General features: G+C 67.4%; 12 protein-coding genes. 8 read left to right on the forward strand and 4 right to left on the reverse strand.

Features of this window, described 5'->3' with window-relative positions; translation table 11 throughout:
* Nucleotides 1–63 precede the first annotated feature (63 nt).
* On the reverse strand, nucleotides 64–2088 hold the full coding sequence (locus LGR54_RS22020) for a BTAD domain-containing putative transcriptional regulator (RefSeq protein WP_230364103.1): 2025 nt from the start codon (nucleotides 2086–2088) through the stop codon (nucleotides 64–66).
* Nucleotides 2089–2219: 131 nt separating this feature from the next.
* On the opposite strand from LGR54_RS22020, the gene LGR54_RS22025 reads away from it, so the two are divergent.
* The 7 genes from LGR54_RS22025 to LGR54_RS22055 all read left to right on the forward strand — a co-directional run bounded on the left by LGR54_RS22025 (nucleotide 2220) and on the right by LGR54_RS22055 (nucleotide 9612).
* The gene (locus tag LGR54_RS22025; protein WP_230364104.1) at nucleotides 2220–3305 is read left to right on the forward strand and encodes a PLP-dependent cysteine synthase family protein; all 1086 of its coding nucleotides are present in this window, start codon (nucleotides 2220–2222) and stop codon (nucleotides 3303–3305) included.
* Complete coding sequence (locus LGR54_RS22030) at nucleotides 3302–4864, forward strand: pyridoxal-dependent decarboxylase (protein ID WP_230364105.1); 1563 nt, start codon at nucleotides 3302–3304, stop codon at nucleotides 4862–4864. The genes LGR54_RS22025 and LGR54_RS22030 overlap by 4 nt, the downstream gene beginning before the upstream one ends.
* 235 nt (nucleotides 4865–5099) lie before the next feature.
* Nucleotides 5100–6419, forward strand: a complete 1320-nt coding sequence (locus LGR54_RS22035; RefSeq protein ID WP_230364106.1) for an NtaA/DmoA family FMN-dependent monooxygenase — start codon at nucleotides 5100–5102, stop codon at nucleotides 6417–6419.
* A 47-nt stretch (nucleotides 6420–6466) separates the two neighbouring features.
* Entirely contained in the window at nucleotides 6467–7318 is an 852-nt protein-coding gene (locus tag LGR54_RS22040; RefSeq protein ID WP_230364107.1) for a transporter substrate-binding domain-containing protein, read from the forward strand.
* A gap of 25 nt (nucleotides 7319–7343) precedes the next feature.
* Nucleotides 7344–8075 carry an ABC transporter permease gene (locus LGR54_RS22045; protein ID WP_230364108.1) on the forward strand — a complete coding sequence of 244 codons (732 nt, stop codon included), beginning with the start codon at nucleotides 7344–7346 and terminating at the stop codon, nucleotides 8073–8075.
* On the forward strand, nucleotides 8072–8848 hold the full coding sequence (locus LGR54_RS22050; RefSeq protein WP_230364109.1) for an ABC transporter permease subunit: 777 nt from the start codon (nucleotides 8072–8074) through the stop codon (nucleotides 8846–8848). Before LGR54_RS22045 ends, LGR54_RS22050 begins: the two co-directional genes overlap by 4 nt.
* Nucleotides 8845–9612, forward strand: coding sequence for an amino acid ABC transporter ATP-binding protein (locus tag LGR54_RS22055; protein WP_230364110.1), 768 nt, complete (start codon nucleotides 8845–8847; stop codon nucleotides 9610–9612). Before LGR54_RS22050 ends, LGR54_RS22055 begins: the two co-directional genes overlap by 4 nt.
* Nucleotides 9613–9641: 29 nt before the next feature.
* On the opposite strand, the gene LGR54_RS22060 is transcribed toward LGR54_RS22055, so the two are convergent.
* Both LGR54_RS22060 and LGR54_RS22065 read right to left on the reverse strand, forming a co-directional pair.
* Nucleotides 9642–10178, reverse strand: coding sequence for a flavin reductase (locus LGR54_RS22060; protein ID WP_230364111.1), 537 nt, complete (start codon nucleotides 10176–10178; stop codon nucleotides 9642–9644).
* Between the two features lie 32 nt (nucleotides 10179–10210).
* Entirely contained in the window at nucleotides 10211–11521 is a 1311-nt protein-coding gene (locus LGR54_RS22065; protein ID WP_230364112.1) for an NtaA/DmoA family FMN-dependent monooxygenase, read from the reverse strand.
* Between the two features lie 294 nt (nucleotides 11522–11815).
* Here LGR54_RS22065 and LGR54_RS22070 point away from each other — a divergent pair, with 294 nt between their 5' ends.
* Nucleotides 11816–12913 carry a LysR family transcriptional regulator gene (locus tag LGR54_RS22070; RefSeq protein WP_230364113.1) on the forward strand — a complete coding sequence of 366 codons (1098 nt, stop codon included), beginning with the start codon at nucleotides 11816–11818 and terminating at the stop codon, nucleotides 12911–12913.
* A gap of 153 nt (nucleotides 12914–13066) precedes the next feature.
* Here LGR54_RS22070 and zigA read toward each other — a convergent pair whose 3' ends face one another.
* Complete coding sequence (gene zigA / locus LGR54_RS22075) at nucleotides 13067–14287, reverse strand: zinc metallochaperone GTPase ZigA (protein ID WP_230364114.1); 1221 nt, start codon at nucleotides 14285–14287, stop codon at nucleotides 13067–13069.
* Between the last annotated feature and the right edge of the window lie 57 nt (nucleotides 14288–14344).

Consider the following 14344-nt stretch of genomic DNA (forward strand, 5'->3'; position numbering starts at 1 on the left):
ATGCTTCGATCCCGCGTGGCCTGAACGGGGTGAACACTGCACCGGCGACCTCCCGCCAGGAGTTCAGCCGGCGACGAGCCGGCGCGCGCCGGCCTGGAACAAGGCGCGCGCGTCCGGCGAGAAACGGAACGTGCCGAGAAAGTCCTCGACGCGGTAATCGGGGCGGAGCGCGCGGACGGCGTGCATGTAGTCGCGCGCTTCCTCGATGCGTCCGGCAAGCGCCAGGCAATGCGCGGCTATGGCGAGGATGATGACATGCGCGTTCGGGCGGGCCGCCGCCTTGAGCGCCCATTCCGCGGCTTCCTCGAATTGCCCGAGCCGGACATGGGCCATGGCCCGCGCCCCCAGCATGCCGAACAGCAGAGGGTCGAACGGGCTGAGATGCCGCGAGTGGTCCGCCGCGTCGATGGCGGTGCTCGCGTCGCCGCTCTGCGAATGCACGAAGGCGAGCGCGTAGTGTCCCAGCGCGAAATTCGGGCTGAGGTCGACCGCGCGCTCAAGCGAGAGAACCGCCTCGTCGGAGCGGTCGCGCAGCCAGAGTGCCCGCCCCATCGCCCAATGCGCCGACGGATCATATTCGTCGACGATGAGGCTCTGGCCGGCGGCCTTGAACGCCAGTTCCGCATCCTGGTTGCGATGGCCCCATTCCTGGAAGGCGCTCTGCCAATGGGTGAAGGACAGGCCGGAATAGGCACGGGAATAGGTGGGGTCGAGCGCGATCGCGCGCTCGAAGAAGTGCCGTGCCATCGCGTTTTCGTCGCGGGTGAAGCGGTACATGTGCCAGAGGCCGCGATGATAGGCCTCCCACGCATTGAGCGAATTGGGGGGCTTCAATATGGCCCGGTCGCGCTCGACCTTCTCGATGCCGCCGGCGATCGCCGCCACGATGCGGTCGCCGATCTCCTCGAGGCAGGCAAAGGCATCGTCCGGCCGGTAGTCATAGGCCTCGGCCCAGACGATGCGGGCGGTCCGCGCCTCGACCAGCTCGACATCGATGGCGGTCTGGCTGCCGAGGCGCCTCACCGTGCCGCTGGCGACATAGTCGACGTTGAGCCGCCGCGCGGCGGCCTCCGGCGACAGGCCGCGTTCGGCCAGGGCATAGACCGATCCGCGGGCGATGATGAACAGGCTGCGCAGCTTGGCGAGCCGGGTGATGATGTCGTGCGTGAGCCCGTCGGCCACGCCGCCCGACACGTGCTGCCCGGCGAAGGGCATGACCGCCAGCGACGCGCGGCGCGACGCGGCGAGGTCGGCTTCCGGCTCGGGTGGGAGGAGCGCCGCTACCGCCGCGGGGAGCGACACGGGCTGCATTGTCGGGCCTCGCATCCGCAGTGACCGCCAGGCCCGGCGCACCGGCGCGACATCCAAGGCCTCGGCCGTAAAAAGCTTCGCGACGGCCGCGAGATGCTCCTCGGCGTCGGAATGGCGCCCCTGACAGGCGAGAGCGCCCAGCAGCGCGGTGTGGGCGCGGGGATCGAACGGAGAGAGTTCGATCCAGCGTTCGAGGTGAGGCATGCTCGCCTCATCCCCCGCGAGGCGCGTGGCGAGTTGCTCCAGTATCGCGACGTGACACGCGTGTAACCGCCGCCGCTGCGCCGCGAGCCACGTGTCGAAGGTGGGGCAGCGCTCGAGCGCGAGACCTTCCAGGACATTGCCGACGAAGCGCCCGGCCAACCGGGTGAGCTGTTCGACACCCAGGCCATCGATGCCGCTGCTCATCGCCGCCTCGATGTCGGCGATGTCGATGTCGCAATCCTCGAGGTCGAGCGCCACCATGTCCCCGGAGGCGACCACGCGCGGGCGCCCGGGCGTGTCGAGCGCGGCGCGCATCCGGCTCAGGCACCAGCGCAATTCGCTGCGCGGATCGTCGGGCACGTCCCATAACATGTCGCACAGCCGGCTGCGCGCCACCGGGCGCGGCGACAGCGCGAGAAAGGCGAGCAATGCGCGGACCTTGCGCGACGCGGGAAGTTCGACCGGCCGGCCGTCGCGCTCGACCTTCAGCGCGCCAAGCAGACGCAGCCGCAGACCGGATGCCGCCGCATCCGCCGGGGACAGATCGCTTTCCTCGCGCGTTTCCACGGTCATGCCCACGCTGGCTCCCATGCCTGCGTGAAAGGATCCAATGACATCACCAGTCAGGACGTGGTGTCGCCGCGAATTCTAGCCGAGACCGGCCGGAAAATCTCGCCGCGGCGCACTCATACGGGAGCACGCCTATGTCATCTCAACCGACGATCAGGACGACGGCCGGCCGCGGCCGGCTGTTCGACAGCATTCTCGACACCGTCGGCGACACGCCCACCGTGCGCATCAACAATCTGGGCGTTCCGGGACGGACGATCTACGTCAAGGCGGAGTTCTTCAATCCGGCGGCCTCGGTCAAGGATCGGCTGGCGCTGAACATCATCGAAGAGGGCGAGCGCACCGGCGCGCTCCAGCTCGGCCAGACGGTGGTCGAGGCCACCAGCGGCAATACCGGGATCGGCCTTGCCATGGTGTGCGCCCAGAAGGGGTACCCGCTCGTCGTTACCATGGCGGACAGCTTCTCCGTCGAGCGGCGCAAGCTGATGCGCCTGCTCGGCGCCAAGGTGGTGCTGACGCCGCGGGCCGAGAAGGGTTTCGGCATGTATCGCAAGGCGGTCGAACTCGCCGAGGCCAATGGCTGGTTCCTGGCGCATCAGTTCGAGACGCGCGCCAATGCCGATATCCACGAGGCCACCACCGGCCGGGAGATCATCAACGATTTCGCCGGATCGCGGCTCGACCTGTTCGTCACCGGCTACGGCACCGGCGGGACGCTGGCAGGGGTCGGGAGGGTGCTGCGCCGCGAGCGTCCCGAGACCCGCATCGTGCTCGCCGAACCGGCCAATGCGCAGCTGCTCGGCAGCGGGACGACGCAGCCGCGTACCGGCGAGGGCGCGCCGGCGGCAAGCCATCCGGCATTCGAGCCGCACCCGATCCAGGGATGGACGCCGGACTTCATCCCGCTGGTGCTGCAGGAGGCGATCGACCGCCGGTTCTATGACGAGGTGCTGCCCATCGCCGGGGCCGACGGCATCCGATGGGCGCGCGACCTCGCGCAGAAGGAGGGCCTGTTCACCGGCATTTCCGGCGGCGCGACCTTCGGCGTGGCGCGGCAGGTCGCCGAGCGGGCGCCCGAGGGCTCGGTGATCCTGTGCATGCTTCCCGATACCGGCGAGCGCTACATGACGACGCCGCTGTTCGACAGCATCGAGGCCGAGATGGATGAGGAGGAGCTGGCCCTGTCGCGTTCGACACCCGGCTTCCAGTTCGCCGCATGACCGCGCGGCAGGAGGGGGCGGTGGACCGGCCGGCGGGCCGGCGGGCCGCTCCCGAGCGCACGCTCGATCCGGCGGACTGGGCGTCGGTGCGTGCCTTGTCCCATCGCATCGTCGACGACGCGATCGACCATCTGCGCGACGTCCGCTCACGCCCCTGCTGGCGGCCGATGCCGCCCGAGGTGGAGGCCACCTTCGCCACCGCCTTGCCGCGCGAGCCGATGCCGCTCGCCGAGGTCTATGGCGAGGTCGCCGCCCGGGTGATGGCCTATCCGATGGGCAACATCCATCCGCGCTTTTGGGCCTGGTACATGGGCGCGAGCAACTATACCGGCGCGCTGGCGGATTTCCTGGCCGCGATACAGGGCTCGAACCTGGGCGGAGGCAACCATGCCGCCGCCTGCCTCGACCGGCAGGTGGTGGACTGGTGCAAGGAAATGGTCGGCTTTCCCGCCTCCGCCAGCGGCACGCTGGTGAGCGGCGGGTCGATGGCCAACCTCATCGGCCTCACCGTGGCGCGAAACATCCATGCCGGCATCGACGTGCGCGAGCATGGCGTCGCCGCCATCGCGCGGCCGCTGCGCTTCTACGGCTCGGACCAGATGCACAGCTGCCACCGCAAGGCCGTGGAAGCGCTGGGGCTGGGCAACCGCGCGCTGATCCGCATTCCCAGCGACGAGGAGTGCCGCATCGACCTCGCCGCGCTGCGCCGGGCCATTGCCAATGATCGGACGGCCGGGCTCGAGCCTGCCTGCATCATCGCCACCGCCGGCACGGTCAACACCGGCGCGATCGACGACCTGCCGGCACTGGCGGAACTGGCGCGCGAGGAGCGCCTCTGGCTGCATGTCGATGGCTGCATCGGCGCGCTGCTCGCCATCGCTCCGGAAAACCGCTGGCGCGTGGAGGGCATCGAGCGGGCGGATTCCCTCGCTCTCGATCCGCATAAGGGGCTGCATGCGCCGTTCGAGGCCGGATGCGCGCTGGTGCGCGACGCCTGCGCCCATCACGCGGCATTCGCCGTGACGCCCGAATATCTCGAGGGCAAGCCCCGGGGCCTGGCGGCGGCGCCCTGGCTGCATGAATACGGGCCGCAGACCTCGCGCGGCTTCCGGGCCCTGAAGATCTGGATGGCGCTCAAGGAGCACGGCGTTGCGGCATTCGGAGCGCTGATCGACCAGAACATCGCGCAGGCCCGTCACCTCGCCGAACTCGTCGCGGCCGAGCCGTTGCTGGAACTGGTCGCGTCCGCCGGTCTCCCCATCGTCTGCTTTCGCTATCGCCCGCCGGGCTTGAAGGAGAAGGCGCTTCACGCGCTCAACGTCGAGATCATGCTGCGGGTACAGGAGAGCGGCATCGCGGTCTTGTCCGATACGACGGTGAAGGGCCGGCACTGCCTGCGCGTCGCCGTCGCCAGCCACCGGACCCGGAGCGACGATCTCGACGTGCTGGTGGAGGAGGTGGTCCGGATCGGTCAGTCCCTGACGGGCGCCGAGAGCGGCTTCGCCGCCTATCTGCGCACTCCCGGTAATCCCTCCGCCGAGGGGCGGGCAGTGCGATAGCAACCCCGCATATCGCCTGCCTTCCGCCCGTCGCCGCCGGTTGGCGGGCGGGGTGGGCGAGATCGGGCTGCCACACGACCATGGCGCGACCGGGTGTCTATTTTTTAGGCGAGCCCATGTCGCGAGCAGCTAAACCAAGCTTCGTGTGTTGGCGATACTTCCTGTCCGCCACGCCGCCTTACCTTCTGCACCGCGTCGGCGCTCTCCGATGCGGTCACAGGAGTAAGGTGCGTTAATGCCCGCGAATCCGTTTCATCTCGCCTGGTTTCTCCAAGGTTCCAGTATTCAGGCCTGGGGGGAGCCGTGGACCGGCAACATCGCGCAGGAATGGATGACCGCCGACATGTTCCTCGACCTCGTAAGGTCGATGGAGCGCGCCTGCTTCGACTACATCCTCATCGAGGATTCCATCTATATCGGCCAGAACTGGCAGGATTCGCGCGATATCTTCCTGAAGGGCGGCATCTGCGCGCCGCGGCAGGAGCCTTCGGTGGTGGCGACGCTGATGGCCGCCGCCACCAAGCGCCTCGGCATCGTGCCGACGCTCTCCACCTTCGCCTACCATCCCTATCTGACGGCGCGCATCGTCTCCTCGCTGGACCAGATCTCCGGCGGCCGCGCCGGCTGGAACATGGTGACCGGTTCGTCGGATTTCTCGGCGCAGAACTTCGGCATGGACAAGCTGCCCGACCATGACGAGCGCTATGTGATGGCGCAGGAATATATCGACATCGTGAAGGGGCTGTGGGGCTCCTGGGAGCCGGGCGCCATTCTCGACGACCGCGAGAACGGCATCCTGATCGACCCCGCCAAGGTTCACACCATTGATTACAAGGGCAAATATTACAGCTCGCGCGGGCCGCTGAATTCCGGACCCTGCCCGCAGGGCCAGCCGGTAATCGCCCAGGCGGGAGGCTCCAAGAGCGGCCGCACCATCGCCGCCACCCATGCCGACACCATCGTCGCCGCCCCCAACGGCGTCGCCAACATGAAGCAGTATCGCGACGACATCCGTGCCCAGATGGCGGCGATGGGACGCGACCCCAACAGCTGCAAGATCCTGTTCCTGCTCTCGCCGATCGTCGCCGAGACCGAGGACCAGGCGAAGTGGTACGCCGAGCAGCGCCGCGTCTCGGCCGCTGCCAATCTCGACACCCGCATGGCGCGCTTCGGCTGGAGCACCAATCTCGACCTCTCCAGCCTCGACCTCGACACGCCGGTGAGCCAGCTGAGCCTGACCACCAACGGCCACCAGTCGAGCCTGTCGCAATTCCTCACCCGCGCCGGCGACAAGCCGCTGCGCGAGGCGATGATCGACCATGTGAGCTGCGGCTACTGCGTCGACGTGGTCGGCACGCCGGACAGCGTCGCCAGCCAGATGGAGGAGATCATGGCGGAGGTCGGCGGCGACGGCTTCCTCCTCGCGCTCGGCGACGTCAGCCGCCGCTCGGTCGCCACCATCATGGACGGCCTCGTGCCGGTGTTGCAGCGCCGTGGCCTGACCCGCCGTGCCTACGCCCACGAGCAGCTGCGCGACAACCTGCTCGACTTCTGACCGCCGCCGCTCCCCGCGACCTCACCCTCGAAGACAGGACGACGCCGATGCAGCCGCTTCACCCGCATTCCCTGCGCCGCCCCCTCCGCACCGGCGCCGTCGCGCTCGGTGCCCTCCTGCTGGCGGCCGGCCTGTCGGCCGCCTCCGCCGAGAAGCTCCGCCTCGGCAATGAGGGCGTCTATCCGCCGTTCTCCATGGTGGATTCCTCCGGCAACCTCACGGGCATGGAGCCCGAGCTGGCGCGGGAGATGTGCAAGCGCATCGGCGCCGACTGCGAGATCGTCGTGATGGACTTCAAGGCGCTGATCCCCTCGATGCTGCAGGGCAAGTTCGACGGCATCGTCACCCAGATCTCGCCGACGCCGGAACGGGTCGAGAAGGCGCTGTTCGCCATGCCGATCGTCTACAACCCGGCGACCTTCATCGTCCGCAAGGACAGCGACTACACGCTGACCAAGGAAGGCGTGACCGGCAAGGGCCTGCGCATCGCACTGCAGCGCGGCGCCTCCATGGTGCCCTACATCCACAAGCACTTCGGCAAGGACACCTTCACCGAGGTTTATTACGACAACCCCGACCAGATGAAGCTCGATCTGCTCGCCGGACGCCTCGACCTCGTCTTCGATTCCAAGATCAACTGGACGCTGGAGCTGATCTCCAAGCCCGAGGGCAAGGACTACAAGCTCGCCGGCGGCGACCACTGGCTCGGCGACCCCGCCATCCCCGAGGCCGAGCGTGGCTATAGCTGGATTTTCCCGAAGAAGAGCGAGGAACTGGTCAAGCGCGTCAACACCGCGCTGACCGAGATGATCAAGGACTGCACCTACACCAAGATCCGCAAGAAATACGTCCCGGTCGCCACGCTCGCCTCGGAAGCGGCCTGCGAGAAAGTGAACTGAGCCAGACCCGCACGGAGGCCGGCCGATGACCAACCTCTCCCTCGCCGACCTGGCGGGCTATATGCGCCAGCTCGGCGAGGGGGCGCTCATCACGCTGGAACTGTTCCTCGCGAGCTTCGCGCTGGCCTTCGTCTTCGGCGTGCTGATCGGCATCGTCACGCTGTCGCGCAGCCGCGTCGTGCAGGCGCTCTGGCGGGTCTATGCCTCGATCTTCATGGGGGTGCCCTCGCTGCTGGTCATCTTCCTGACCTTCTACGGCGGCAGCGCCATGCTGGGCGCGCTGCTGGGCGAATTCGGCGCGCGGATCGACATCTCGCCCTTCGGCGCCGGCGTCACCGCCTTCACCGTCGTCTATGCCGCCTATATCGCCGAGCTGGTGCGCGGTGCCATCGAGAACCTGCCCAAGGGACAGTTCGAGGGCGCGCGGGCGCTGGCGATCCCGCCGGCGATCATGTGGGGCAAGGTGATCCTGCCGCAGGTGATGCGGCTGGCATTGCCCGGCCTCGTCAATGTGTGGAGCTTCATGCTGAAGGAGACCCCGCTGGTGTCGCTGGCGGGCCTGCAGGACCTCGTCGCCGCCGCCAAGATCGCGGCGGGAGCCACCAAGGAGCCGTTCATCTTCTTCGTCGCCACCGCCCTGGTCTTTATCGCGTTCAGCGCCGTGTCGTTCAGATTGGCAAGCCGGCTGGAAACACGGCTCGACCGCGGCCAGCGCCGCCAGGCGACGGACCGCGCCCCCTCCGGGGCCACGGCATGAACGGGCTGCCCATCGACGTCGACCTCGCCTGGGAGAGCCTGCCGGCATTGTTCGACGGGCTGAAGGTAACGGCGATCCTCACCGCGCTGCCCTTGCTGCTGGGCCTCGCGCTCGCCTTTCCGATCTGCTTCGCCCGCATGTCCGACCGTCGCTGGCTGGCCTTTCTGGCGGAGGCGTTCGTCACCTTCTTCCGTGGCGCGCCGCTGCTGATCCTGCTCTATCTGGTCTATTACGGGCTCGGCCAGATCGAGGCGCTGCGCGAGGGACCGTTCTGGGTCCTGTTCGGCTCGCCCTTCGGCTGCGCCATCGTCGCGCTCAGCCTCAACCACGCCGCCTACATGGTCGAGGTGCTGCGCGGCAGCCTGCTCGCCGTGCCGCATGGCATCGTCGAGGCGAGCGAGGCGCTCGGCATCAGCCGCCGCAACGTGTTCATCTGGGTGAAGATGCCGCTGGCGATCCGCTACGGGCTGAAGGCCTATCAGAACGAGGTGGTGAGCTTCATCAAGGGCACCGCCATCGTCTCGGTGGTGACGATCACCGACCTGACGGCGGTGGCGAATTCCATCTTCGAGCAGACCTACGATCCCTTCACGCCGATCCTCTGCGCGGCGGCGTTCTACTGGGCGTTCGTGAACGTCGTGCGCATCGTCTTCGACCTGTGGGGGCGCTGGCTGAACCGCCACAATGCCGAGGATGCCGCCGCCGCGGCCGTGGTGCCGGGGAGGGGGCGCTCGCTGCGTTCCGCTTCGGACCTTAAACAGGTGACGCCATGATCGCGCAACCCGCCGCTACCGCCGAGACGGGCGGACCCGCCATCGCGATCGCCGGGCTGGTGAAGCATTATGGCAGCCACCGCGCGCTCAACGGCCTCGATCTCGACATCCGGCGCGGCGAGAAGATCGTCATCTGTGGCCCTTCCGGCTCGGGCAAGTCGACCCTGATCCGCTGCATCAACGCGCTGGAGCGCCACGATGGCGGCTCCATCGTGGTGAACGGCATCAGGCTGACCGCCGACGAAGGCACGGTGCAGGACATCCGCCAGGAAGTCGGCATGGTGTTCCAGCACTTCAACCTGTTCCCCCACCTCACGGCGCTGGAGAACTGCATGCTGGCGCCGCGGCTCAATCGCGGGCTGGCCAAGGCGCGGGCCGAGAAGCTCGCCATGCATTATCTGGAGCGGGTGCATCTCGCCGATCACGCCCGCAAATATCCCGCCCGCCTGTCCGGCGGCCAGCAGCAGCGGGTGGCGATCGCGCGGGCGCTCTGCATGGAGCCGCGCATCCTGTTGTTCGACGAGCCGACCTCGGCGCTCGACCCGGAAATGGTCAAGGAGGTGCTGGGGGTGATGGAAGAATTGGCCGCCGGCGGCGTCACCATGATCTGCGTCACCCACGAAATGGGGTTCGCCCGCCGGGTGGCGGATCGCTGCGTCTTCATGGACCATGGCGAGATCGTGGAAAGCGCCGAGGCGTCGACGTTCTTCCAGGCGCCCGAGAGCGGGCGCCTGCGCGATTTCCTTGCCCAGATCCTGCGCTGACAAGGCCCGCTGACGACGGCGTTCTGTCGTCAGGTCAGATGGTGGAAGCGGCGGCCGAAATAGACCAGTCCCTCGCTGGCGCCGCCCTCGTGCAGGCCGAGCACCTCGCAGAACATCACGTCATGGGTACCGACGCTGGCCACCTGCGTCACCCGGCAGTCGAAGGCGACGGTGGCCTCCGACAGCACCGGCGCGCCGGTGACGAGCGTCGTCCAGCCGGCGGTTGCGAAACGTTCGTCCATGGTCTTGGCGCCGCCGGCGAAGCTCATGGAGAGCGCTTCGTGATGCGGGCCGGCGAGGGTGTTCACGCACAGCACCCGGCTCGACGTGATCGCCTGATGCGACTGGTTGGAGCGGTTCACGCACACCAGCAGCGTCGGCGGGCTGTCCGTCACCGAGCAGACCGCCGAGGCGGTGAAGCCGTAGCGGCCTTCCTCGCCAAGGCTGGTGATGATGTTCACCGCCGCCGGCAGCTTGGCCATGCCGCTGCGATAGATGTCCCGGTTCACCGCCTCCGGCGCATCGGCCGGGGCCGGGATGGCGGCATGCGACGCGGTCGCGCTCATGGGTTCTCCGATCGGCAAGGAAGAAGCGGGGATCAGAACTCGCGCAGCATCTCGCGCAGCGTGGCCCCCTCGGTGTAGCTCGTGCGGGCCAGACCACGGCGCTGCAGCGCCGGCACCAGGCCTTCGCAGATGTCGTTGATGTACTGCCGGCTGATGTTGGAGGTGAACGGCCGGGTGATCAGGAAGCCGTCGCCGCCGACCTCCGCCATCACCTCGCCCATCCGCTCCGCAACCTGGTCCGGCGTGCCGATGAGGCCATCGAGGCCGCGCCCGAGCTGGTCGGCGCAGAGCTGGCGCAAGGTCTTGCCGGTGCCCCATTGCTGGAAGGCGTCGAGCGAGCCCTGCTCGCCATTGGTGGTGAGGTGCGGCAGCGGCGCGTCGAGATCGAATTTGGAGAAGTCGATGTCGGTGATGGCGGCGATCAGCGCCAGCGCCTTCTCGCAATAATCGGGCGCCTCGACGATGCGCGCCGCCTTGGCCTTGGCCTCCTCCTCGGTCTCGCCGAGGATGGGGGCGACGACGAACAGCACCTTGATCTCGTCCGGGTCGCGTCCGCCGGCCGCCGCCCGGGCGCGCACGTCGTCGCGATAGGCCTTCAGCCCGGCGACGCCCATCGACGGGGCGATGATGCTGTCGGCGGTCATGGCGGCGAATTGGCGGCCGCGCGGCGAGCCGCCGGCCTGCACGAAGGCCGGCCGTCCCTGCGGCGAGGGCACGCAGTTCAGCGGGCCGCGGCTCTTGTAGTAGGTGCCCTCGAAATGGATCGGCTTCACCTTGGTGAAGTCGGCATAGGTGCCGGTGGCGCGGTCGCGCACCACGGCGTCCGGCTCCCAGCTACCCCAGAGCTGCTTGCACAGCTCGACATATTCGTCGGCCATGTCGTAGCGAGCCTGCCGGGGCGGCAGCTTGTCCATGCCGAAATTCTCAGCCGCCAGATCCTCGCCGGTGGTGACGATGTTCCAGCCGAAGCGACCCTTGCAGATGTTGTCGAGCGTCGAGCACAGCCGGGCCAGCATGAAGGGCGGGTAGGCCATGGTCGAGAAGGTGGCGACCACGCCCATATGCCTGGTGTTGGCGCCGATCAGCGCCGCCATCGGCGAGGGATCGGCCTTCGGTCCCATGATGTTGTGCTTGAGGTAGATCTCGTTGGTGCCGCCATAGGCCTCCGAGATCATCAACGTGTCCTCGAGCATGATGTAGTCGAAGCACGCCCGCTCCATGGCCTGCGCCATGTCGATGTAGAACTTGCCGTCCCAGGGGTCGCCGCCGCCGGTGAATGTCTTCGTCCATTCGTCGACGGCGAAGTTGGTGAACCATCCGAGATGGAATGGCCGTGCACTCATGAAGCTACCCCGATGCGCCTGTCCTTAATCTGCGCGGCAGCGTAGAGCGCCGTGTCGGCGGGCTACCATCGGCAAAAGCCCAAGCGATGTTGCCGGCCGAGGACGGCGCAACATTGGGCAGGGCCCCTTCTTTTGGTGAATAATTGATCAATCGCGCTTGGCGATGAAAACATGCGCACGATCGATTTTGACGGAGATCGCGAAGACGCATGCGTCCCGCTGTGCGGCGCACAATTTGCAAAGGCCCCGTTCGTTGGGGGCGAGGGGCGCGGTCGACACAGAGGGAGGTGCAGCATGTCGAACATCAGCCAGATCTACGATGTGGACCTGAAGCTGCTTCGCTGCTTTTGTACCATCGTCGAACAGAAGAGCTTCACAGCGGCGCAGGCGGCGCTCAATCTCTCGCAGTCGACCCTGAGCGAAAATCTCAAATCGCTGGAGATCCGGCTCGGCGCGCGGCTGTGCCGGCGCGGGCCCAAGGGGTTCAAGCTGTTTCGCGAAGGCGAGGCGGTCTATCAGGCCGCCAAGGAGCTGTTCGCCTCGATCGAGACCTTCAAGCAGAAGGCCTCGAACATCAACCAGGGCACGGGCTACGAACTGGTCGTCGGCATACAGGACGGCATCGTCGAGAACCCCTCCGCGCGTATCCACGACGCGATCCGGCGCTTCTCGGAATATTATCCGAATGTACGTTTCCGCATGGAGGTGATGCTCGGCTTCCAGCTGACCGGCCGCGTCGCCGACGGCATGGTGCATGTCGGCATCGGGCTGGTGAACGATCAGTTTCCCCAGCTGACCTATGAGCACCTGTTCGACGAGCAGGGCTACATGATGTGCAGCGACAAGCACCCGCTCTTCGCGGTGCCCGACGACGAACTGACCCTCGACGACATCGAATCGGCGGCCTATTGCAACCGAGGGCATCTCGAATACTACCACCCCGAGCGCACCCGCCACGGCGTCACCTGCGGCGATATCGGGCTGGGAATCCAGTCGCAGCTGGCGCTCATCCTGTCGGGCCGGAACATCGGCTATGTGCTCGATCACACCGCCGAGCCGCTCATCGCCGCCGGCTCGCTACGTGCTCTGCGCCCCGACCTGGTGCGTATCGTCAATCCGGTAACGGCGATGATGGGTCCGGGGGTGGCGGACTTCAAGCTGGCGCGCCGGTTCGTCGATTGCCTGGTCGACGTGCATATGGAACTCGGCCAGGGGAGGGTGCTGCCCCGGCCGGCCTTCGCCACCAGCTGCGGTACGCTGGTCGAGCGGGACGGGGTCTGTACGGTGCTGCCGGCGGTCAAGGCGGCCGAGCCGTTTCCGCCGGACGCCTCCCTGCCACGTCGCCGGTCCGCATCCGCGGGGCGAATGGCCGATGCCGCGCCGTCCCGGTGAGTAATATTGACGATGCCGCCACCCGCACATAGCGGGCGGCGGCCGCGTTGGAACGCGATTGGTCGACATGTCGCTCGTGCCGACGGGGATGTCAGCCTCGGAGGCGAGCGTCTTCCCGGGGTGTGGCGCGGGAGCGTCGATCGAGGAGCGGCGTCACGACGGCGCCGGGGAATGCTCCCATGCCGGGAACGGGTCCGGCAGATGCCGGAGCTCGGTCGGATCGAAGATCGTCGGCCGGAGCGGGCCGACGAGGCAATCGTCGAGCGCGGCGCGGATCGCCGCTTCGTCCATGTTCACGCCGATGAAGACCAGTTCCTGCCGGCGGTCGCCATAACCCGGCGTCCAGTGGGAGCGCAGCCAGGAACGCCAATCGTCCTGGGCCGGCCACTGCTCATGGGGAATTGCCGCCCACCAGTGGCCGATCGAGCCGGTACGGCAGATGGCGCCGGCGAGCGACATCTCGCCGACGCGGCGCGGCCGCGTCGCCAGCCAGAAGAGGCCTTTCGCCCGCACCAGTCCCGGCCAGGTGCGGGCGAGGAAGGCATTGAACTTCTCCGGATGGAACGGCCGCCGCGCCCGGTAGACGAAGCTGGTCACGCCATATTCCTCGCTCTCCGGCACATGGTCGCGAAAGCCGTTGAGTTCCTTGAACCAGGTCGGGTGCTCATGCGCCGCCTCGAAGTCGAAGAGTCCGGTGCCGAGTATATCGTCCAGCGGCACCTTCGCGTGGTCGGTCTCGACGATCCGCGCATCGGGGTTCAGCGCCTTCAGCACCGCGCGCACCTCGGCCCGCCGGGCGGGCGCGACGTCCGAGATCTTGTTGAGCACGATGACGTCGGCGAATTCGATCTGGTCGGTGAGCAGGTCGACCAGCGTGCGCTCATCCGCGTCGCCGGCGGTCTCGCCACGGTCACGCAGGAAGTCGCGGCTGCCGAAATCCTTCAGGAGGTTCGCGGCGTCGACCACCGTCACCATGGTGTCGAGCCGGGCGATGTCGGAGAGCGAGAAGCCGTCCTCGTCGCGGAATTCGAAAGTGGCGGCGACCGGCAGCGGCTCGGCTATGCCGGTGGATTCGATCAGCAGATAGTCGAAGCGTCCTTCGCCGGCGAGACGGCGGACCTCGGCCAGCAGGTCGTCGCGCAGGGTGCAGCAGATGCAGCCATTGGTCATCTCCACCAGCTTCTCCTCCGTGTGGGAGAGCTTGGCGGCGCCCGAGCGCACCAGCTCGGCGTCGATGTTCACCTCCGACATGTCGTTGACGATCACGGCAACGCGCAAACCCTCGCGATTGACCAGTACATGGTTGAGCAGGGTGGTCTTGCCGGCGCCGAGGAAGCCGGAAAGCACCGTTACCGGAAGTCGTAAGTCCGACATGGCGCGCGCTCCATTTGCATATTGATATAATGTATCAATTGCATGGGCGAGGGGGCG

The sequence above is a fragment of the Ancylobacter sp. Lp-2 genome, from assembly GCF_020523795.1.
Classification (GTDB): domain Bacteria; phylum Pseudomonadota; class Alphaproteobacteria; order Rhizobiales; family Xanthobacteraceae; genus Ancylobacter.